The following is a 21,553-nucleotide window of genomic DNA, read 5'->3' as shown; positions in this document are numbered from 1 at the left end:
TATGACTAACCGCACCTTTCTAACCGTTCATGGTGTCATATATACGGTATTCGCTTTTGCGCTATTTTTTGTGCCAACCATGATGTGGCCGATGTATGGCATACAAATTAACGACCAGTACGCGCTGTTTTTATCGCAGCATACGTCGATCTTTTTAGGTGGGATTGCTGCGGTCAGTTTGATGCTACGTGATGTGGAACCTAGCAACACAGCCAAGCAACTGTTCAAAGCGCTGTTGGTCACGAATCTCTTAGGCGTGGTGATCACCACTTACGCAGGCATTACAGGTGTGTTTGTTGGCTTTGGTTGGAGTGACCCTGCGTTCTTCTTATTACTGAGTGCGCTCACTTTTATTCAATGGAAGAAACAATCGTAGAACAAACCATATCAAGAAAGCCCCGCGATGCGCGCGGGGCTTGCTTTTTTAATGAGGCATAAACTCGCCACCATCTTTCATTATCTTTTTCGCAATACGGTTCATGACGCGGATGAAAAAGCGCCGAGCCAAACCATATTTAACGTTCGTTACCGCGATACGACATAAGTTGTCTTTCTCATCAAAACCATAAAACACCTTCGCTCCACACTTATCGAGATAAATTGCAGCAACATTGTTGGCTTTTGTTTCATCTGGTTGAATGAGTGCTACGGGGGAGCTCTGTTTGACCGCATTTTTCCATAGCGATTTTTTTGATTGAGTCTCGGTTATGGTGTTTGTACTGCCAACGAGAAGCACTCGGCTTTTCACGCGCTGTTCCATAAAAGCGTAGGTTGGGTTTGAAGCATAGAACCACTGTGTCGGCTCGGCAGGAGTGACGTGTATTTCAGCGATTTCCAATTGGTTGTCTTTTGTATGACAGTGAACGGGCATCGGTTTTTCTGGCAACTTACAACCAAAGATCATTCCGTACGGCTTCGTTTTCGCATCCACAAAATCGAGAAGCCCCTGATTAAGGCAGATCGAACCAATATGAGAGCTTTCAAATGGTGCTTTTTGTTGAGCTTCTTCCAGTAGCGCCATTTGCCTAGGGCTATCATCGACGACATGGAACACTTTGTCCGCAAGCAAGTCGCCACTGGGATGGTAAATTCGATATCGATAGACGCCGGTAGAGTTAGAACTTTTTTCGCCTAGGTTCCAAGTCAAACAGTTGGAGTGATTTAGCTGAATCGAAGACTCATATTCATGTGAGTAACCTCCAATTGAAGCTCTGTATGGGTGATCGATGCGAACTGTTAGGGCGACTTCAGGTTCATAACCGTCCTCGTCGTCATCATCTTCTGGGAAATAGCCGATACGAAGTCCAAAACAACGTTGATCTTCCGCACGGACTAGGGTGGTTTGTTTTATTAATTCGCTTGGGTCATCATCTTCTGGAATATGGTAAATGCCCCAATCGAGCAACTCAAAAGGAGAAAGCGCAGCATGACGATATTTTCCAGCCTGTATATCTGCTACAAGCTGCTGGACTTTCAACGATGGGTGCTGCGCATATTCACTGATGAGTGTTGTGAACTCTGGGAGGTTAGCGACCAACTCAATCAGCTTAAGTAGTTGGCTTATCTCCAACTGATCTGTATAGCGCTTTAGATCGATTTGTTTGGCAAACCAAGGCATCGCATTGACCCAATGTTGCTTAACTGCATACTTGAGCAACATTGCGAGTTGTGCGCCTCGGTCATACAGTTGTTGAAACAAGTCTGGCAGAGGGAGATCACGTTCACTCTCAAGTTGCTTCAATCCCAGACTAGGATTAAGAGCAAATAATCGCAAGAGGTTATCTTGGATGTGCGGTGAGGCTTTCCAATACAGTTCATCAATACCAGGAATACCGTAACTGGTATCAAAATCACTGATGAAGTTAGTTTTTAGTGTATCCAGTAATTTTTGTAACTGCTCTGAGTTTAGCGATGTCGTTTGATCGATCTGAGCAGTGATCCACTCTACTGTTTTGCATTGCTCTTTGGTGATGGCGTACCCATTGGGGTTACGGCGTCCCATTTGTTCACTTACGGTGTAGCGAATAGAGTCTAAGAGCGCGTCGTCGTAGTAACTGGTTTTGATATTTGGTCTTCGTTGCTCCAGCAGCTCGAAGAAGCGCAGCTCAGCATCCGGACGGAGTTTTTTTAGTGCTGATCGAACGAACTGTTTGTTTTGTTCTGTTTGTTGCTGCGCTTCGAACTGATCGAAATACATGTCCATCAAACTGATTTCATCATCGTCCCTACGATCGATTTGCGACAATAGTAATTCCAAGCGCCCAGTCAGTTTATCGATCTCTGAATGATATTCTAAGTCATCGACAAATGAGTGTGATTGATCGCTTAACTCTCCATAACGATCGCAATAAAAATAAGACAGCATGCGAGTGACTTTCGCCGGAGCTGATGTCAACCAGAGTAAAAGTAAGCGATGGCAATAGATTTGCTCAGGAGTATTTTGTAGTGAGCCCCAAACATGAGCAGCGACTAATAGCTTTTGGGCTTTGTCGTCAAAGTCACGCAGAAACTCATAGTAAGGCTGATTTTTGTTAATTTGTCTGCTGTCACTGAGCTGTTCGATATTGTCTTTAAAAGATTTTAGCGTGACATCGAAATCATCGCTTTCATTGCTTAGAAATGCATCGACGATTTTCCAATCCTGTTTTGCTTGGGATTCCTCTTCCTCTGTGAGAGGAACGTATCGCCAACGTTTCTCGGCAGTCTCAATACAATGGAATCGACTGTTTTCACTCAAAGCGAGAAGAAGCTCTGACTTTAGGTTTGAGGCAAGTTTATCCTCAAATGCTTCTGTTGCCCTGTCGTTGATACCGTGCTTTTTATCGTGGTAAAGCATGCCAGCACAGAAAGCCAGTTGACTGGCTAAACTAAACTCTTCATCAAACGCGTCAGCCAATTGTTCGAGAAGAACAGTTGCCTCTTCACGATGTTTGTTCAATAACTCATGGGCAAGCTGGGTCTCTTTCTGGCGAATATTGTCTCGGTATGCACCACATTCTTTGACATAGTTTAGAAATTGCGCTTTCCAATCACCGTTATAACGTTGGGTGAAATCCTCATCACTTATGAGCTCAAAGTCATGAACAAGCCCATGAGCCACATTGGCATGAAAAGACGCTTTGTTGTTCCAACAATGTAATACGTCAAACAAGCGCAAGATCTTTTGATTGTTTTCCGCTATCGCTGCATCATCCAAGTCTTCATTGTGCCAATCGTGTAGGATGTCACCGGCAATGGTCATCATCTCTTCGTGGTAAGAGTCATAGCGGCCGAGGTAATATTCGAATTTCTCGGAGATATCGAAGTTACCTTTTCTCGCGGCGATTTGAATGTTACACGGTTCAATCACATCTAGGACTCGTGCATCTTCCCCACTCTCGATGTAATGCCAAATTGTTTTCCCTTCATTAAAACCATCGGTAATGAATGACTTCCATTGCGCAATACCAGTGCCTCGATAATAGTAGTGATCACGGTAGTAGTCGTCTTCATTTTCGATGACTTTGGGTGGAACAATTGGACGACCCAGATATGCTTCGATCTCACTGGTAAGTGCCACCGCTGCTTGTTCTGCTGATGAGTCAATAAAGTTGCTCATCATCACCGCATGGTAATCTACTTCATGATCATCGATATCAATGCCATGAATGGGCGACATGATGGAATAGATGAATCGGTCTACTGGGCGTTCAACATAGTAGCGAGAGTCATCTGTATATTGTAGGTAGCCTTGATCAGCAAAGCGTTGCTTCATTAAAGATCGAAATACTTCGAACTCGTGTGGCTTTTCGCGGAAGATCTTAAGTAATCCAGTGACCTGGCTACGAGTCGTTAGGTCGCTTGCACTCTCATGTTTAGAATCATCAAACATGTATCCTCGAGCAGCACTGTTATCACAGTAGCAAAATGCTTTCAGTGTATCGTGGGTATAACCCAAATGGTTTGTCAGAACCCCCAATGCAAACTCACCGTGGGGAGCGTGCTCACTGTCCCAATATGGGATGGTGTAACCGCCAAGATAAAAAGCCAAGCGAGGGAAGGTGAGCCCTACAATCAAAAGTGGTAACAACCCAAATACTTGTTCTTCAGATACCCACATCTCACTAGAGTCATTAAATTGTCTAGCGAGGTGGCAAATCAATTTAGCCGTTTCCTCTAATTCAGACTCTAGTGCTTGATGTTGACATGCTCGAAGAAAAAACGCGCCTTCACTGGTTAAATAGGTGCTGTTTAACAACTGAGTTGGTTGAATATCGCTTTTGTACGAGTAGCCAACGTAAGCAAACACTTCTTGAGCAATTTTATCTTCAACCAATGAACCAATTTGATCGTCACACCCGTTATTTACTTGGAAGCGAACATGACAATGATAGTTATCAAAGGCATTTTCTTGCAGGAGGGCTTCTCGATAATGTTTTAGGGCTTGGCGTAAAGATTCAAGAGATTGAGGGTCGTATTCCACGACCAGAGATTGGGTATCTAAAGCAACTGACATAATACTTGCACTACAACTAATTACATATTTAGTTGAGGATAAAGACGTGTGTTACCGATGTCACTGAAAAGATTGAGCTATTTATAAAGGTGTGACGCTAAGTCACACCTTAAGTTGGAGTCAAAATCACCTGGTACAGAAATAGGGGATAATTTAACGCTTTGCTAAGCCTTTGTGGTTTAAGTAAGGCAGAATATGAGGGCGAGATTCTCCCGCGAGCTTACTAGTGACTTCTTGTGACCAGGTGCTTTGTTTTTGATTGCTTGAGCGGCTCGTATAATAGTCTTGCATGGTTTGATCATACGTTTGGATATCTTCAAGATTTAGCGGCTGGTACTGGTTTTCATGTACGATGACATCAGCTGGTAAGCGAGGTTTTACTTCTGGGTTTTGATCTGGATGACCTAAACACATACCAAATAAAATGGCCGTGTTTTGCGGTAAGCCAAGCAATTCATCAACTTGGGCTGCGCTGTTTCTTAGGCCGCCAATATACACACCACCTAACCCCATTGATTCTGCCGCCAACAAGCAGTTTTGTGCCATGATGCCAGCATCTACAGCACCTATCAGGGTGAGCTCTGCAAAGTCTGCTTGAACCTCAGGGTTGATTGTTATATGGCGTTGGTAGTCAATACAAAATACCAAGAACTCAGCGGCGCTTTCTACATAAGGTTGGTTGCCGGCGTACTGGGCCAGCAGTTTACGTTTTTCGATATCTGTAACTCGGATGACGGATACAACCTGCAACATACTTGAAGAAGATGCGGCTAAGCCCGCTTGAAGAATAGTTTGTCGATGTTCATCCGTAATCGGATCTGAGGTGAACTTTCGAATGGAGTGATGACCGAGTATGGTTTCAATCGTGCTGTTCATGATGTGCTAACTTCCTTGGGCTGCCTTTATTTGGTTGAAACTTCACCATAATGGTATTTGCGGGGAGCGTAAACCTGTACGTGGTACAAACTGTGCCAAAGGGCAAAATTGACAAAGTTCTATCGAGCAAACTGAACATAAAGTGACGTTATTTATAAAGTAAGGTATATACTGATTTTTAATAATCAATAGCTTACCAAGTGTGGAGAACATGAAAGAGCTGATACTTCATACGGTCACAGTGTTTATGGGCTTCTTTGCCATCATGAACCCGATCGCCAATATTCCTATCTTTCTGAGCCTAACGGCAGATGAAGATAAACAAACGGTTCGCTCAATTGCGTTTCGATCTGTCTTTATCGCCTTTGTTATCGTCGCTGTGTTTGCCGTTGCTGGCAAAGTCATATTCGATCTGTTTGGGATTACGCTATACGCCCTGCGCATTACTGGCGGTATCTTAGTTTTTCTAATCGGTTTTCACATGCTGCAAGGTGAATCGACACACAAAAAGACAAAAGAAAAAGCTTATTCACCTGAGCAAGAACAAGCGGCTCTGAGTATTGCCGTTTCCCCATTGGCGATGCCAATCTTAGCGGGCCCAGGTACGCTCGCTACGGCTATGAACTTTGCTACCGCTGGTGGCATGACGGAAACCATCATTACCATTGCTTCGTTTGCCGTCCTTTGTGTGATCACTTATGTGCTGTTCTTATTTGGGGACAAGTTAGTGAAAGCCGTTGGTCCAAGTGCACTTAACGTTATCACTAAAATGATGGGGTTGATTTTGGCGGTCATCGGAACTCAGATGTTTATTGATGGCGCTGCAGCAGCTTATAAAACGGTTTTTGCATAGAGCCTTTTCTTCAAGTATGCCCGGCTGGTGAGTTAAGCCGGGCATTTTTATGAGGGATGTTCAGCTTTATCTGAGTGATTGAAATCAAACTGAAAAGGGAGCGGTGGGTTAGTGCTTATAGCTTAAAGCTTCCTATTTCTTTGTTCAGGTCACCTGATAACCCAGATAGTGCGACAGACTGCTCTTCCGCAATCACGGCTTTTTCCGATAAATCATCTGCCGCATCTCGGATCATCTCCGTGTTTTTGGTAATTTCATCGGTCACAGATGCTTGCTCTTCAGCTGCTGTAGCAATCTGAGATGCCATATCACTAATCTCGACAACGACTTGGTTTATTTTACTTAGGTTGTAAGCTGCAGACTCTGCTTCACTCACGCTTTTCGACGCAAGCTCTCTACTTGTCTCCATAATGCCAACCGCATCCGCTGTCGTTGTTCTTAGCGTCTCGATGGTTTCTTGAATTTCTTTGGTCGACTTGTGCGTATTCTGGCTCAATATTCTTACTTCATCTGCCACAACAGCGAATCCTCGACCAGCGTCGCCCGCTCGAGCAGCCTCAATTGCTGCGTTTAACGCCAGTAAATTGGTTTGCTCAGCAATATCTTGAATGGTTGCGAGTACGGCGTTAATTGCATTTCCGTGATCTTCTAGCTTGAGAATGATCTCTGTTGCGGATTGAACTTCGTTTGCCAATTCGTTGATGGATTCTTGGGTTCGTACCACTTGAGACTCGCCATCTTTACACTTAGCAACGGCATTATCGGATGCGTTGGCTGTACCTTCGGCGTTTTTCGCGATTTCCTGTGTTGCGCTAGCCATTTCATGAATCGCGGTTGCGACCATATTCACTTCACCCTGTTGGTTCTGAATTAGAATCCTTCTCTCACCGGATTGAGTATTCATGTCATGAGCCTGGATGTTCAGGTTCGTGGATACTGAACTCAATCGAGTGACTATGCCGTGCATGTTTCCTACGAACTTATTGAAGTTTTCCGCTAGGGCACCGATCTCGTCGTGATTTTTGATATCGATACGTTGCGTTAGATCGCCGTCACCATCAGCAATTTCCCCAAGAGCATCTGAGACAGTATGCAAATCTTTTAGTAATACTTTCGATAACCAAATAATAAATAGGGCTGAGGCGAAAATCAGCACGATAGATAACAGGACATTTTGTAAAATAATGGCGTGAAGCGACGCCATTTCGGTGGCCTCATCTAATTCAACAGCAATGATCCAGTTTGTCGACTGTATTGGCATGAAGTACACCAATTTTGTTTCCCCGCCAACGTTCACATGATGGATTTTTCGATCAGACTCGAAGTCAGTCAGTTTGCTGGTGGTGAATTCTTTGGTGTATTCGGTGGTTGGTTTGTATAAGAACTCACCTTTAGAGTGCGCGATAAACGTGGCGTTGCTTTTATCTACTAAGTAAATGTTCGCTTCATCACCAACCGTTATTTCCGAAATTTCTTTAGAGAACTCGTCAACGAATAGCTCGACACTTATTACGGCATCAAGCCCTGTTGGGCCAGTAATCGGTTTAGCGATAGCAATGGCCATTTTGTTGGTGTCATCATCAAGATAAGGGCTCGTTATGATGGTTTTACCACTTGTCATCGCCCCTTTATACCAAGGCCTTGTTCTTGGATCGAACCCATCTTCTGGCATCTCATCTTCGTTTAGTGCGGCCCCACGATAATGGCCGTTACTCTCACCATAAAAAACATCTTTTAAGTCTGCGGACTTTATTGCTTGATCTCCGGCTTGTTTAAAGTCACCTTTGATATCGACACCATTAAGTACGGAGATTTTTGAATCGACCCACTTTGCCACTAACTTATCAGTAACTTCAGCTACAGATACTATTTTTGTCTTGATTTCCTTCTCGGTTAGAGATGTCATTTTGGATGTGCTTAATCCAATTATTGATGCCGATAGTGTCGCGGATATAGCAATAGAGGCAAGTGCTATTTTCCCTCTGAGTGATAGATTCATTTTAAGTCTCGTAATTATTAATGTTTAATTTTTCTGATGTTTAATACATGAATTTTTAGTTATTTTTAGTTTCTAACAGTCCTTAAGTTCCTTTTAATGACAAGAACAAACTATTGACCATTCCCAGTAATTTTTGGCGTGGGAATAGTTATAAATAAAAAGTTGAGTTGTAAGATCTGGGTAATAGAGATTCGAAGAACCTAATCGACTTGGTTTTCCTCTATACGGACTAATCCCAGACTTTTGAAGAAGTTAAACAGTGCGCTCTTCTCTCCCTTGTCAAAGAAGAAGTACTGACAATCTCCCAGTTCATCATGCATATAATGAAAGCCAATTTTGATCATCTTGTCGTAATCGGAAATCTCAACTCCAACGCGGTTTAGTGACCATTGGACACAAACGTTTTCTCCCCGAAGCATGAGGACGTTAGGTAAAACATTAAAAACGCTAAACTCAATATGTGCTCCCGATTTTAGTCTGGACGCCAAGTAATGACTTTTGCAGTTAGTTTCCATAATAAGTAACTCATTAGCGGCCTTTGTTAGGCTTTCCTAGTGCCAGAAAAGTATTCATATGGTGTTAGAATTGAATTATCCACGATTAGATTTACTAGTGTGGTATTCTCGTGAATAGATATATTCAATAATATTTATAAATGCTTTGTTGGCTAAATTATCTTTATATATTACTTTCAGTTATATTAGATTTAACTCTAATGCTTTACGCTGGTCTTAGCTCTATTTTACCAAGACTGATAGCGATAATCGTTATATGTACCTTGTCGGCATTACTAATAGTGATTGATTCGGAATGATACACACGGATTATTGGGAAAGAGTGATCCGCATACGGCTGTTTATTGCGGTATAAAATGAAATGTCAAATATTAGAACTTTATCCCGTAATTATGATCTGAATTGGACATTTAGAGAATGTAAGAGTCTTGGTCTTGAATGTTAACTGGATTTTAACGAGGTTGACTTATGTTATTAACCTTAATTGGCTTGCTTGAAGTTGGACCATTTTTATAGTTGAGGGCATTGAATTGTACCTAGGCTACCTCGAGATGCTTAGGGATTGTCACTGGTGTGTCATTTGGTAAAGAAATAGCATCGTCAAACAGCTTAGATAGATCGCGTCATTACGCCCGTAGGAAGCAGGAGTTATCTGTTACTTTGCCCATCGTAATCAAAGCTCCCAGAAGGTTTTGCACATTTAGTTTTCATAATCAGTATCAGATATACATAGACTTCCTCTATTTCAATAATAAGAATAACCAATTGTTGTTGTAGCACGAATTTCAGTAGTCTTTTTCGGGTATTTATTGGGGGAAACATGGCAACAAAAGCAATAGTCGTTGAAGGCGGAGCAATGCGTGGAGTTTTTGCTAGTGGTGTACTAGACGCATTCTTAGAACAGGACTACAAACCATTTGATTTTGCGATTGGTGTCTCTGCAGGGGCATCAAACTTAATCGGATATCTCACGGACTATCCGCACCGTAGTATCAATGTGATCACCAAGTTAGCAACCAGCAAACGCTTTTTTGATCCCACTCGTTTTTTGAAAGGAGGGGACTTGATTGACGTAAAATGGCTGTTTGAAGAGTCAAATCGTTTGTACCCAGTTGATGAAGCAAAGCTGTTTGACGGAATCCCTTTTCTAGCAACGACAACTAACGTTAATACAGGCAAGGCAGACTATTATCGTGTCAATCGTCATAACTTCCACAATGCGATGGAAGCGACGACTGCACTGCCTATTGCTTACAAACACACGCCATGTTTTTCCGGTGGTTGTTACACAGATGGTGGCGTGGCGGATTCTATTCCTGTGCGTGAAGCCCATCGTCGTGGTGCTCGGGATATCACGGTTATCCTTTCTCATCCATTGGCATATGAAAAGAAGCCAGTCAAAACAACGTGGTTGATGAAAAAGCTGTTTGCTGAACATCCCCAAATGGCAGAAGCGATGATGCATCGTTCGCAAAACTATAATGAGTCTTTAGAGTTCATTCGTAATCCGCCGAGAGGCACCAGTATTCGAGTCATCGCGCCACCGGATGAATTCAGTGTGCAGCGCTTATCAATGCGACAATCGGTATTGCTAGAAGGCTATGAAATGGGGCTTGAAGCTGGACGCAACCATTTGACTAACCGAGCTGGTGAGCACGGATTGGACAGAGAAAACTGCCATTTTTGTATTTAGCTTTTGAGGCCTAAATAATTTAGTCCATATCAACTTCAAGCGCTCCCCAAGATGAAGGCTCTCCCTCTCTCGTTAGGGGGAATAGGCGAGTGTCTGGTTTGGCATAACTTAACCTATGCAGACGTTGCGTGACGTAGTAGCTATCCAGCCCTGAAATGGTCACTAAGTCGAGTAGCTCTAGATCTAGGTAGCCATCGGGCATGATGGCTCTTTCAGGTGCATGCACCATCAACACCTCACCAATCAACATCTCTGTCTGATTGCTTTCAATTTTGATGTGCTCTCTCAAAACTAACCCCATTTTTAGATTGCTCTCCAGAACAAATGGCGCAGAAAACGCATCATCGTAATACGGTGTGAGTCCAACTGCCTCGAACTCGGATATTTGCTTTGGATAGCGAGCGGAGGTCTGGTGCGCTTTTTGTACGAAATCGACGCTGATGGCATTGATGGTGAAGTGCTTGGTATCGACGATGTTTTCTAGCGTATGGCGGCGACTCTTGCGTGGACGGACAATAAAGCCGAACAGTGGCGGATGTGAGCCTAAGTGGATCACAGAACTTACGATAGCAAGGTTCTCTTGTCCTTCCCTGTCTCTTGTCCCGACCAGATTTGCGCTTTTATACCCTGCTAATGAATTGACGAGGCGAGTTCGCTTACGTTGTTCCATTGCCTTAATGTCGTGTTTTGAAAGAGTTACGTTATTCATATCTAAATATTGACGCCAGTCGTTGTGTCTATCGAGTATGTAGTGACAGTTTTTACGCATGCCCTTTTCTAGGCGATCAACTGGCTTTCTTTTTATTAGAAGGGCGGACGTGCTGAGATAAAATGCGTGTAGCTTCCATTTTTACGTCGGCACGTTTTCGCCAAACCCACAATCGCTCTCTGGCAGCTTTCGCACTCGCTTCTACATCGACTATTGGGGCGAGGTATTTTGAGTCCGGTTCTAATTGGTACATTACGACTTCCATTGCGGTCATTTTCCAAGGCTCAAACAACAGTGGGGAAGGTACCTTGGCGAGCTCCGGAATCCATTTATGAATGAATTCACCATCGGCATCGTGTTCTTGTGCTTGTTTTGTCGGATTGTAGATACGGATGGTATTGGTGCCCGTCACGCCAGCCTGCATTTGAAATTGTGGATAATGGATGCCCGGCTCAAAGTCGAGAAAGAGCTGTGCTAGGTGAGTTACGCCATCGCGCCAATCCATGCTCATATGATGTGTTAAAAAGCTCACTAACATCGCACGCATGCGAAAGTTGATGTATCCGGTGTGATGAAGGCAGCGCATACAGGCATCGACGAGAGGTATGCCAGTGGTTCCCTCCTTCCAAGCATCTAGTCGGATTGGGTCGTTGTTGCTCGCTTGGCGAAGCAAAGGTTCATAGGCTTGGTTCACACAGCGAAATTCCATCTCACATTCAGATTCAAATTTCTGCATAAAATGACAATGCCAATGAAGCCTTGAAGACAACGCAATTAGGCTGCGACGAAACCCCGTCACTTGCCAATGTTGCAAGAGGTACTGATACACTTCTCGAAGCGAAATGTTCCCCCATGCAAGATAGGGAGAGAGGCGAGTACAGGCTGTTCGAGATGCCGTCGGGTTGGAAATACTGCGGTAATAATCTCGTCCTCGGCGTTGAAAAAAGTCTTCCAATGTTTGCCAAGCGAGTGAGCTCCCGCCAGTTTGCATGCCTTTTACTTTTTCTAACCAAGAAGGGGGAGGAGTAAAGGTGAAACCTAGCGCGTCGATATCGAGGGTGATAAGAGAATCGCTTTCAAGCTCAACCTCTTCTATCGGAGCTCGCATAACGGTATCCCAATGTTTGTCCCAGCCGAATCGGTCTTTTGCGCCTCGCACAACTGCGCCATGTTCAAACTCATGCCATGGAATGCCTTGTGCTTGAAGCCATGCTGATACTTGTTTATCTCGCTCAAACGTACAATTCAATCCAATTTCTTGATGGGAGAAAACGGCATTGATGTTGAATTGGTTTTGAATCGCACTCAAACAATCCCGAGCATTGCCAAACATTACTGAGACCTTTTGATCATGTTGAGTAAGCTGGGCGTCCATGTCTTGGAGTGATTGCCAAACAAAGCGCCAATGACGTTCGGAGTAATGTGGGTCATCCAACAGCATGGGCTCAAAAATATAGAGCAGCACTGTTGGGTTCTCAGAAGATAGAGCGTGTTGCAAAGGTGCATGATCGGTCAGACGTAAGTCGCGTTTTAGCCACACTAAGTTGATTGTTTGCATCGGAGCCCTCACTGGTTTTCCGATTTCTACGCATGAGAGAGGCAAATTTCTCACTCGGTGATCGATTTTATTACGGTTGACGTAAAGGCACGGAGCAAGGAGGTGCTTTATGTCTATGCCACTCAGTAAACTGGAAAAATTCTTCTATATCGACAAGCTTGTCATCCACTCTCTCGATCTCGCATTGTATCAAGTCTCGGTTCTAGTCGACGGAGAGGAGCATTTTGTTACCGACGATAAAGGGAAGTTTTTAAGGGCGCATTCGATACTAGAGTTGCAAAAGCAATGTCGTAACTTGAAAGCGAACAAACAGATGCTTCGCCAGCAAAGTGCCTATGATGAAATGGTTGGGCAGCCAAGCAGCTTTGGTACTAATGAGCTAGAAGTGTTGCTGAAAGATAACCAGCTTTATTGAAATTAGATAAAAGGGAGGAAGTGCGAGCTAGGTTTGTTAGCTCGCACCAGATTGATTACGCTTGTTTACGTTGCGCATCTTTCTTTGCCAGTTTTTCTGCGCGTCGCTGCTCACGTTGTTTGGCGCTCTCACCACCGACGTGTTGTTCGCCACGAACCGCTGCTAACGACACTTGCTTTTCACGCTCGCGGAAGCGCGCTACTTGCTCGTCACTGTGTTTACCAAAACATTTCGGGCAGCTTACGCCTTGCTCAAACTGTTCTGATTGTTTGTCTTCTTCTGTGATTGGCTGTCGGCAAGCATTACACAAGTCGTAGTCTGCTTTTTCTAGCTGGTGGTTCACTGCAACGCGACCGTCGAATACGTAGCAGTCGCCTTCCCACAAGCTTTCTTCTTCTGGTACTTCTTCTAGGTATTTAAGAATGCCGCCTTCTAAGTGGTACACCTCATCAAAGCCCTGCTCTTTCATGTAAGCGGTCGACTTTTCACAGCGAATGCCACCAGTACAGAACATCGCGACTTTTTTGTGTTTCTCTGGGTCCATGTTTTGTTTTACATAGTCAGGAAATTCGCGGAACGTGTCCGTATTTGGGTTAATTGCACCTTTAAATGTTCCGATCTCGATTTCATAGTCATTACGAGTATCAACCACAAATACTTCTGGATCAGCAATCAGCTCGTTCCAATCTTGCGGCTTCACGTAGGTGCCAACGACATGGCGAGGATCGATGCCTTCAACGCCCAATGTCACGATCTCTTTCTTTAGCTTTACTTTGGTGCGGTTAAATGGCTGAGTATCTGAGTACGACTCTTTGTAAACAATACCAGTAAGGCGAGGCTCGGCATTTAGCCATGCAAGCAGTGTATCAATACCTTCGCGTTTCGCTGCAACCGTACCGTTAATACCTTCACTCGCCAGTAGCAACGTTCCATGTACACCGTGGGCTTCCATTAGGGCAAGCAATGGCTCGCGTAACTCTTGGTAGTTTTCCAGTTCCACAAATTTATACAGGGCGCAGACAACATACTGACTCATGATTATTCCTTACTTTAAAAGGTCGATGGTTCGACGACTCGATACCTAACAATTTTAGCGGCTCGGAGTATACCTGAGTAATTTAGTCGGAAATACGGACAAACTATGCGGATATTTTCAGTCATGTTGTCCCGGTGATTTTTTCAACAAATCTTAGCGCGTAGCATTGGAAATTAAATGGAATGAAATTTGAACTAGATCACATTTGCTGTTCTTTTCTAGAAATGAATTAAGTTAATGAAAATTAAAGCTTTGTGGAAAACTTCATCACTTTATCAGGTATGTGGTGCTTGCCTCTGATTGCTGTTCCTATCGAGCTTGGTGTCAGTGTCAATATGTTTCCTTACCCTCTCCATCTTCAGTTCTAACTTTTAAAAAACCTTCTTGTAATGATAACCATTATCACCTAGATCTATTGCGTACATATGGTGCTCAACATTTAAACTACACACAAGATATAGATTATGGACGTTATAAAACGAGATGGACGGAAAGAAAAAGCCAGTCTAGATAAGGTGACTCGAAGAGCCGAAGCGCTGGCTGATGGACTAAAAGTCGAACCGATTGCGGTTGCACAACGCGTGGTAAGCGGTTTGTACGACGGCATCAAGGTGACGGAAATCGATGTATTCCTCGCTGAAACGGCAGCAAGCCTTGCGACGGAACACCCTGATTATGCCAAGCTTGCGGCTCGCGTGATGGTGAGTTCTCTGCAAAAAGAAACCAGCGGATACGCAACTGCAACACGTGAGCTCTCTGAGATCGGTATTCTTTCCGATACTTACGTCGACTTTGTTGCCAAGAATCAGTTTGCGCTCGAAGACATGATTGACTACAAACGCGACTATCAGTTTGATTACTTCGGCTACAAAACTCTCGAGCGTTCCTACTTATTGAAAGTAAAAGGTGTGGTGGTTGAACGACCACAAGATATGTTCATGCGCGTGGCAGTCGCTGTCGCGGGTGACGATCTTGAAGAAATTAGAGAGCTATACAATTTGCTCAGCCTTGGTTACTACACCCACGCTACGCCAACGCTGTTTAATGCTGGCTGTAAGATGCAGCAACTGTCTTCGTGTTTCCTATTAGCGATGCAAGAAGATTCCATTAACGGTATTTACGATACCCTCAAAGATTGTGCGCTGATTTCTAAATCGGCAGGTGGCATTGGGTTGCACATCCACAATATTCGAGCGACGGGTGCGCCAATTATTGGCACTAACGGCGTGTCGAATGGCATCGTGCCAATGCTCAAAGTCTTCAATGAAACGGCTCGCTATGTGGACCAAGGTGGTGGTAAGCGCAAGGGCTCGTTTGCGGTTTATCTGGAACCTTGGCATGCGGATATCGAATCCTTCCTCGATTTACGTAAAAACCACGGCAAAGAAGAGTTCCGCGCACGTGATTTATTCCTTGCTCTATGGGTGCCAGACTTGTTCATGGAACGTGTCGAAAACGACGCGGAATGGACTCTATTTAGCCCACACAATACCAAGGGCTTGTCTGATTTATATGGTGCTGAATTTGCTCAGAAGTACCAAGAATACGAGCGTATGGGATTGGGCGTGAAGACCATCAAAGCCCGCCAATTGATGACGCAAATCATTGAGTCACAAGCCGAGACGGGTACGCCGTACATGCTCTACAAAGACGCGTGTAATGAAAAGTCGAATCAGAAAAACCTCGGCACCATCAAATCGAGTAACTTGTGCGCAGAGATCATGGAAGTCTCAACACCAGATGAAACGGCGGCTTGTAATTTGGCGTCTATGGCACTGCCTAAGTTCGTCACAGACACGGGGTTTGATTTCGACAAACTTCACCAAGTTACCAAAGTCGCGATTAAGAACCTCGACCGCGTTATCGATGTGAACTATCACCCAACCGATAAGATTGAAAAATCGAACCACGCGCATCGTCCTGTTGGTTTGGGTATCCAAGGTTTGGCGGATGTGTTCTTCAAAATGCACCTTCCATTCGATAGCGAAGAAGCATTGCAGCTTAACCGTGACATCGCGGAAACCATGTATCACGCCTCCCTTGAAGCGTCTTGTGAAATCGCGGCACAAAAAGGTGCGTACTCCAGTTATGACGGCTCACCAATCAGTCAAGGTCAGTTCCAATTTGATCTGTGGGATGAACAACCAAGCAGCCGCTGGGATTGGTCACAGCTCAAGCGCCAAATCGCAGAGCATGGTGTGCGCAACTCGCTACTGATTGCTCAAATGCCAACGGCGTCGACAGCGCAAATTTTAGGTAACAACGAAGCGTTTGAAGCGCAAACCAGCAATATCTATAAACGCCAAACCTTGTCGGGTGAGTTCATCATCATCAACAAACATCTGGTGAGCGATCTGGAACAACGTGGTCTTTGGACGAGCAAAATCCGTGACGCCATTATTCTCAATAACGGTTCGGTACAAGGTATCGATGCTATTCCAGACGATCTTCAATCCGTGTATCGCACCGTGTGGGAAATCTCTCAGAAAGTGATCATTGATATGTCGGCAGCTCGCGCCCCGTTTGTCTGTCAATCGCAAAGCCTCAACTTATGGCTCGCATCACCAACGTTCGCCCAAATCAATGCGATGCACTTCTACGCGTGGAAACGTGGTCTGAAAACCGGCATGTACTACTTGCGTTCCAAGCCATCAACGAATGCGGTGAAAGTCACCGTTGGTCAGCAAAGCGAAGATGAAGATTGCCTAAACTGCGGCGCATAAACCTCTCTCGTCAATTAAAAAGATTCGCATCAACCGAAAGTAAGGAAACGGTATGATTGTTAAAAACAAATTTAGCTTGTTCCCCATTCAATACGAAGAGATTTGGCAAGCGTACAAAACGCACGAAGCGGCTTTCTGGACCACAGAAGAACTCGATTTTGCTCAAGATCTTGCTGATCTTGCCAAGCTGACCGAAGGCGAAAAGCACTTCATTCGACATGTGTTGGCGTTCTTTGCTCAGAGCGAAGGGATGATCAACGAGAACTTATTGACTCGATTCTATGGCGAAATTGAAATCGCAGAAGCGCGCTGCTTCCTTGCTTTGCAGGCATTTAATGAGGTCATTCACGCAGAGACTTACGCACTGCAACTCGAAACTTACATTCCCGATGTTGAAGAGCGTGAGCGCTTGTTCAATGCGATTGAAAACGTCCCTACCGTGAAGCGCAAGGCGGAGTGGGTAATAAAGTGGATCTCTTCCGATAAACCTTTGGCAATGCGTTTGATCGCCTTTGGTCTTGTGGAAGGCTTGTTCTTCGCTGGCAGCTTCTGTGCCATCTACTACTTCCGTAAACGTGGTTTGCTGGCTGGTTTGGCAGCAAGCAATGACTTGATTGCTCGTGATGAAGGGTTGCACTTTAGCTTTTCTGCGCTGCTATTCAAAACCTTAGGTCAAGGTAAGGTGACACAACAAGAGTTTGAAGAGATTTGCCGTGAAGCGGTTTCAATTGAGAAAGAGTTTGTTACAGAAGCCTTACCAGTGGACTTGATTGGTATGAATGCTGATCTGATGTGCCAATACATTGAGCACACTGCCGATGTTATCGCTGGTTTGTTTGGTTTCAACCCGATCTTTGGTGCTGAAAACCCATTTGATTACATGCGCTTATTGGATATGGAAGGAAAGACCAATTTCTTCGAAAAACGCGTTACTGAATACAAACGACCTCAAGATCGCCAGTTGAGTTTTGATGCAGATTTCTAACGGCAAGGATTAGCAGAGAAGAGTGATGAAAATAGAAATGTACAGCAAGGAGCAGTGCTCCCAATGTGAAACCGCAGCAATGTGGTTGCAAAATCAGGGCTTTAACGTGGCAACGCTCAAGTTGGATGTGGAGTTTGATCGGGAAACCTTGTTCAAGTTATTCCCAACCGCAAGAAGCTACCCGCAGTTTATGCTTGATGGTGAACCCATTGGCGATTTCAGTCGCTTAAAATCGGCACTCGCTTTTGAGCAAAATGCCGTTTTCTAAATTAGGTATACCCAAGTAACCTCGAGATGCTAGGTTCAGCGAGACTGACTTGGTTTGTAGACGCGGCGGCGATTTAAAGGTTTAGTGGTTCTAAATCAAGAATCGGCAACAAAGTATACAAGCCAAGACAGCTCGCCCTTTGGGAGCGTGTCATTGACCCGATTGCTGCGTCAAACAACTTGGAAAGAGCTGGCTATTACACTGCGTTGTTTTTCTTGCTCTCGAATCAATGACAACGCTCTGAATCCTGCATCTTGAAGTCACTTGGGTATAACCCCTTTTATTGAGAAAAGGGGATTTTTATTTCCACTTAAATTTTGTGGATGTTCAAATTATCAGTAAAAACTCATAAAACTGTTGAAAACGCACTCGACATGAATGGTCGAAATTTGTACTGTTGATTCGCTTCACATTCCTAAAACTTCTTATCCGATAATCAGTTGAAGCAAAGATCTGTGCTTGATACAGGTCGGTTGGCAAAGGAATTCAACATGCAACAGTTTCATATCAGAAGACTAAGAGAAGAAGACGTCCCATTGTTGAAAACGCTCTTGGTCGAACTCGACACCTCTCATTATAATGCTGAGCCAGATTTCTACCGTTCTCCGGAAGAAATGGCGCAGTTAAGGGAAGATCGCAACATCTTCGATAAATATTTTGATGGCAGCATCACGGCTTTTATCGCGTGTTCTAACCGACAGGTGGTTGGCTTTATTTCTGGCACCGTGCGAGAGGTTAACTCGATTCTCTCTCCAGAAAGACGCGTCGGTTATATCAATGAATTGGTGGTGTCTGAAAGCCACCGAAACTTAGGTATTGGCTTGTCTTTGATGGATAAAATCGAGAGTGATTTGTGCAGCCAAGATATTGAAGAGCTCGGTTTAACCGTGGCGTCATTTAATCACGAAGGCGAAGATTTCTACCATAAGATGGGTTACCGCGTGATCACCAAAATGATGAATAAGCGAGTCAAAGACTAGCGCCACATTATGTTGCGAGACACGCTCCCCAACCTTAAACTGAAAATACCAAACGTTGGGGAGTGCTATATCGTTTAATCATCTAGCTTCTTCGTACATCATTGAAGATTTCACAAGACAACTGATAATTGTGCTGTCTTGCTATTTTCTGTGAAAAAAACAATTGTGGTAATTCATAGATAATGAGTAACGCGAGGATAAGGAACGCACTAGGATGACCAAGAACAAAGCCAACGATACTTACGATTAACAATATTAGCTCTAAAGCAAATAAAGCATATTTACCTAGGTAGCAGTGGTGAAAACCGCCAAGAAAGAACCAGTTTAACGTTGCATAGGTATCGGGGTCCTTGAGACTTTTAGACTGGCGTTCATAGAATTCTTTTTTTTGATGTTCAGGTAATGAGTTTACCTGACTTCTCAGTAATTCTTCCTGTTTCTCTAGCTGTTCAATTGGCTCAAATAAGCGCATTACGGTACCTCGTCATATATTTTTTCAATGAGGTCAGGTTGGTTACACCGCTTAATTCTTGCCAAACCAAGTTTCCAACCCTTTATTGCCCCATACTTAGCAATACATTGTTTGGTGTACTCTGAGCAAGTGGGCTCAAAATTACATTCAATATTCAATAACTGCTTTGAACCACCGCTAGCTTGGTAGCGATGGATCAATTTCAAAGAGATATACTTAAGCAAACTTATCGGCCGAGAGTAATAATTACAGCCTCACGCTTCCAAAATAGCATAAAACGTTTTTGCTCCACCACTTGGAATACAACCTGCCAACCATCTTGTACATACTTGTTCAGCTCTGCTTCCATCTTTTGCACAGGCAAGCCACTTGCACCTAATAAAATTGTGCCACAGCCACCTTCAACAATGTGAACCACTTTATATTCTGTAAACTTTGTCATTTTTATAACCAACTAATTTAATAAAAGCGGGATGTTACAATAAGAAATAAAATGCATCAAGATGCATTTGTTGGGTTTATCTAATTGTATTTATTAATATTTGATGCTGAGTCAAAAACGCCTCTCTATCTGGTGATAAAGAGGAGTTTCTATTTATGCAAATTACAGAATAGCTTTGTATATTTTAATATTGATGGTTTATTTCAAAGTTACTGCAGTTTGTTTGCCCATCGTAATTAACTTGTCGAGAATACGTTCGCCGTCGGCACGGAGACCGTTGTGTTCGTATTCGTTGGTGATCCACGCTTTTGAGTTTGGCATTGCAGCGAGCGTTTCACGGCTAATGTCCATTTCTACAAACATATCGTCAGCATAGACAGCGCAGCTCACAGGTACCCTATTGTTTGCCAGTTGCTGTGCATCGTATAGAGGCGTCCAATCGGTTTTTTCTGCCAGTAATTCTGCCGCTTCTTTCAGTGGCTTTAGGTTCACGTATTGGTCGAACATCCAAGGGAAGACCATTTCTCCGGTGAAGTAGAACGGCTTGCCTTGCTCGTAATTGAACGCATCGTGCTCTTGACGTACTCGGTGTGCACTCCATTGAGAAGCAAAATCTTGGCAGTAAATCGACTCGTGCAGAATCGCGTAAATAGGATTGGTCTGGAAGTTTTGCTGCGCCAGCATATCGTTGAGGAATTCATAACGAAGCTGAGGTTTACCGTTTACTTCAATCAATGCACTTTCTAGCCAGTAGTAAGTTGGTAAGAAGGTATCACTGACGCCAAAGTTAATCCCGATTTGCTGGAATTGCTCGACAGTAAAACGCTGCCCATTTGGTAGAAATTCTTCATTCTCCAATAGGTGATTAGCAATGTTTTGGCATAGCTGCTGCGCTTGTGGGAATTGTTGGAAGAAGGCTTGGTTCTTTTCCTTCGTACGTTTGAAGGTCGCGTGATACACATCATCGGCATGGCGAGAAATCGAAGGCACGCCGCCTGTAATGTAGCTTTGTAGCAAGCTGTCTGGGAACAGCGATAGGTAAGTTAATGAACAGAAGCCACCAAAGCTCTGACCCAAAATCGCCCACTTCTCAACACCAAATTGTTCGCGGATAAATTCCGCATCGCGCACAATGTTGTCTGCGCGAAAGTGGCTTAAGTAGTCTGCTTGTTGCTCCGGCGTGAGGTGCGCTAGCGTCTGGTGATTGATGACGTTGCTGTTGCCTGTACCGCGTTGGTCGAGTAGCAACACGCGATACTCATTCAGCGCACGTTTGATCCAGCCGTCGTTTCCGTTTGGACGAGGAGAGGGGAAGCCCGGACCACCCTGAAAATACACTAACCACGGTTTGCCTGAGTCTTCATCGCCTACTAAGCAAACGGAGCGAGCGAAGACGTCGATCGTGCCTTTGTCATGATCTTGGTAATCAAGTGGCACGGTGAATGAGTGGGGGGTGTAATGCAGTCCTGCGTCGATAAATGATTGAGCGTTCATTGTTATTATCTTTCCTTATTTAAAGTTGCTTTACGATATC

General features: G+C 44.1%; 18 protein-coding genes. 8 read left to right on the top strand and 10 right to left on the bottom strand.

Features of this window, described 5'->3' with window-relative positions:
• Position 1: 1 nt before the first annotated feature.
• Positions 2–376 (top strand): hypothetical protein, encoded by a 375-nt coding sequence (locus BSZ04_RS03285; protein ID WP_088879525.1) that lies wholly within the window; start codon positions 2–4, stop codon positions 374–376.
• Positions 377–424: 48 nt separating this feature from the next.
• On the opposite strand, the gene BSZ04_RS03280 is transcribed toward BSZ04_RS03285, so the two are convergent.
• The gene (locus BSZ04_RS03280; RefSeq protein ID WP_088879524.1) at positions 425–4,495 is read right to left on the bottom strand and encodes a hypothetical protein; all 4,071 of its coding nucleotides are present in this window, start codon (positions 4,493–4,495) and stop codon (positions 425–427) included.
• A gap of 153 nt (positions 4,496–4,648) precedes the next feature.
• Positions 4,649–5,371 (bottom strand): oxygen-insensitive NADPH nitroreductase, encoded by a 723-nt coding sequence (nfsA, locus tag BSZ04_RS03275; RefSeq protein WP_088879523.1) that lies wholly within the window; start codon positions 5,369–5,371, stop codon positions 4,649–4,651.
• A gap of 211 nt (positions 5,372–5,582) precedes the next feature.
• Here nfsA and BSZ04_RS03270 point away from each other — a divergent pair, with 211 nt between their 5' ends.
• Complete coding sequence (locus BSZ04_RS03270) at positions 5,583–6,224, top strand: MarC family protein (RefSeq protein WP_045390729.1); 642 nt, start codon at positions 5,583–5,585, stop codon at positions 6,222–6,224.
• 115 nt (positions 6,225–6,339) lie between these two features.
• On the opposite strand, the gene BSZ04_RS03265 is transcribed toward BSZ04_RS03270, so the two are convergent.
• On the bottom strand, positions 6,340–8,130 hold the full coding sequence (locus tag BSZ04_RS03265) for a methyl-accepting chemotaxis protein (protein WP_161493753.1): 1,791 nt from the start codon (positions 8,128–8,130) through the stop codon (positions 6,340–6,342).
• Positions 8,131–9,558: 1,428 nt separating this feature from the next.
• On the opposite strand from BSZ04_RS03265, the gene BSZ04_RS03255 reads away from it, so the two are divergent.
• The gene (locus BSZ04_RS03255; protein WP_045390735.1) at positions 9,559–10,431 is read left to right on the top strand and encodes a patatin-like phospholipase family protein; all 873 of its coding nucleotides are present in this window, start codon (positions 9,559–9,561) and stop codon (positions 10,429–10,431) included.
• Positions 10,432–10,450: 19 nt separating this feature from the next.
• Here BSZ04_RS03255 and BSZ04_RS03250 read toward each other — a convergent pair whose 3' ends face one another.
• Together BSZ04_RS03250 and BSZ04_RS03245 are read right to left on the bottom strand one after the other, a co-directional pair.
• Entirely contained in the window at positions 10,451–11,140 is a 690-nt protein-coding gene (locus BSZ04_RS03250; RefSeq protein ID WP_088880233.1) for a flavin reductase family protein, read from the bottom strand.
• Between the two features lie 76 nt (positions 11,141–11,216).
• Positions 11,217–12,698 carry an FAD-binding domain-containing protein gene (locus tag BSZ04_RS03245; protein ID WP_088879522.1) on the bottom strand — a complete coding sequence of 494 codons (1,482 nt, stop codon included), beginning with the start codon at positions 12,696–12,698 and terminating at the stop codon, positions 11,217–11,219.
• 109 nt (positions 12,699–12,807) lie between these two features.
• Between BSZ04_RS03245 and BSZ04_RS03240 the strand changes: the two genes are divergently transcribed.
• Positions 12,808–13,113 carry a DUF6482 family protein gene (locus BSZ04_RS03240; RefSeq protein ID WP_088879521.1) on the top strand — a complete coding sequence of 102 codons (306 nt, stop codon included), beginning with the start codon at positions 12,808–12,810 and terminating at the stop codon, positions 13,111–13,113.
• Positions 13,114–13,168: 55 nt separating this feature from the next.
• On the opposite strand, the gene trhO is transcribed toward BSZ04_RS03240, so the two are convergent.
• Positions 13,169–14,149, bottom strand: coding sequence for an oxygen-dependent tRNA uridine(34) hydroxylase TrhO (trhO, locus tag BSZ04_RS03235; RefSeq protein ID WP_088879520.1), 981 nt, complete (start codon positions 14,147–14,149; stop codon positions 13,169–13,171).
• A 464-nt stretch (positions 14,150–14,613) separates the two neighbouring features.
• Here trhO and BSZ04_RS03230 point away from each other — a divergent pair, with 464 nt between their 5' ends.
• The 4 genes from BSZ04_RS03230 to BSZ04_RS03215 all read left to right on the top strand — a co-directional run bounded on the left by BSZ04_RS03230 (position 14,614) and on the right by BSZ04_RS03215 (position 19,105).
• Positions 14,614–16,872, top strand: coding sequence for a ribonucleoside-diphosphate reductase subunit alpha (locus tag BSZ04_RS03230; protein ID WP_088879519.1), 2,259 nt, complete (start codon positions 14,614–14,616; stop codon positions 16,870–16,872).
• A gap of 52 nt (positions 16,873–16,924) precedes the next feature.
• A complete protein-coding gene (locus BSZ04_RS03225; RefSeq protein ID WP_088879518.1) occupies positions 16,925–17,857 on the top strand; it encodes a ribonucleotide-diphosphate reductase subunit beta in 933 nt (310 codons plus the stop codon).
• A 25-nt stretch (positions 17,858–17,882) separates the two neighbouring features.
• Positions 17,883–18,125, top strand: coding sequence for a glutaredoxin family protein (locus tag BSZ04_RS03220; protein WP_197697123.1), 243 nt, complete (start codon positions 17,883–17,885; stop codon positions 18,123–18,125).
• Positions 18,126–18,616: 491 nt separating this feature from the next.
• Complete coding sequence (locus BSZ04_RS03215; RefSeq protein ID WP_088879516.1) at positions 18,617–19,105, top strand: GNAT family N-acetyltransferase; 489 nt, start codon at positions 18,617–18,619, stop codon at positions 19,103–19,105.
• A gap of 82 nt (positions 19,106–19,187) precedes the next feature.
• Here the strand turns inward: BSZ04_RS03215 and BSZ04_RS03210 are convergent, their stop codons facing one another.
• The 4 genes from BSZ04_RS03210 to BSZ04_RS03195 all read right to left on the bottom strand — a co-directional run bounded on the left by BSZ04_RS03210 (position 19,188) and on the right by BSZ04_RS03195 (position 21,513).
• Positions 19,188–19,577 (bottom strand): hypothetical protein, encoded by a 390-nt coding sequence (locus tag BSZ04_RS03210; RefSeq protein WP_088879515.1) that lies wholly within the window; start codon positions 19,575–19,577, stop codon positions 19,188–19,190.
• Complete coding sequence (yidD, locus tag BSZ04_RS03205; protein WP_226982152.1) at positions 19,577–19,783, bottom strand: membrane protein insertion efficiency factor YidD; 207 nt, start codon at positions 19,781–19,783, stop codon at positions 19,577–19,579. The genes BSZ04_RS03210 and yidD overlap by 1 nt, the downstream gene beginning before the upstream one ends.
• A 20-nt stretch (positions 19,784–19,803) precedes the next feature.
• Positions 19,804–20,019 carry a DUF4177 domain-containing protein gene (locus BSZ04_RS03200; protein WP_010450692.1) on the bottom strand — a complete coding sequence of 72 codons (216 nt, stop codon included), beginning with the start codon at positions 20,017–20,019 and terminating at the stop codon, positions 19,804–19,806.
• 198 nt (positions 20,020–20,217) lie between these two features.
• Complete coding sequence (locus BSZ04_RS03195) at positions 20,218–21,513, bottom strand: alpha/beta fold hydrolase (RefSeq protein WP_088879514.1); 1,296 nt, start codon at positions 21,511–21,513, stop codon at positions 20,218–20,220.
• Between the last annotated feature and the right edge of the window lie 40 nt (positions 21,514–21,553).

The sequence above is a fragment of the Vibrio rotiferianus genome (assembly GCF_002214395.1).
Lineage (GTDB): Bacteria > Pseudomonadota > Gammaproteobacteria > Enterobacterales > Vibrionaceae > Vibrio > Vibrio rotiferianus.
This window is presented reverse-complemented; position numbering and strand designations above follow the sequence as displayed.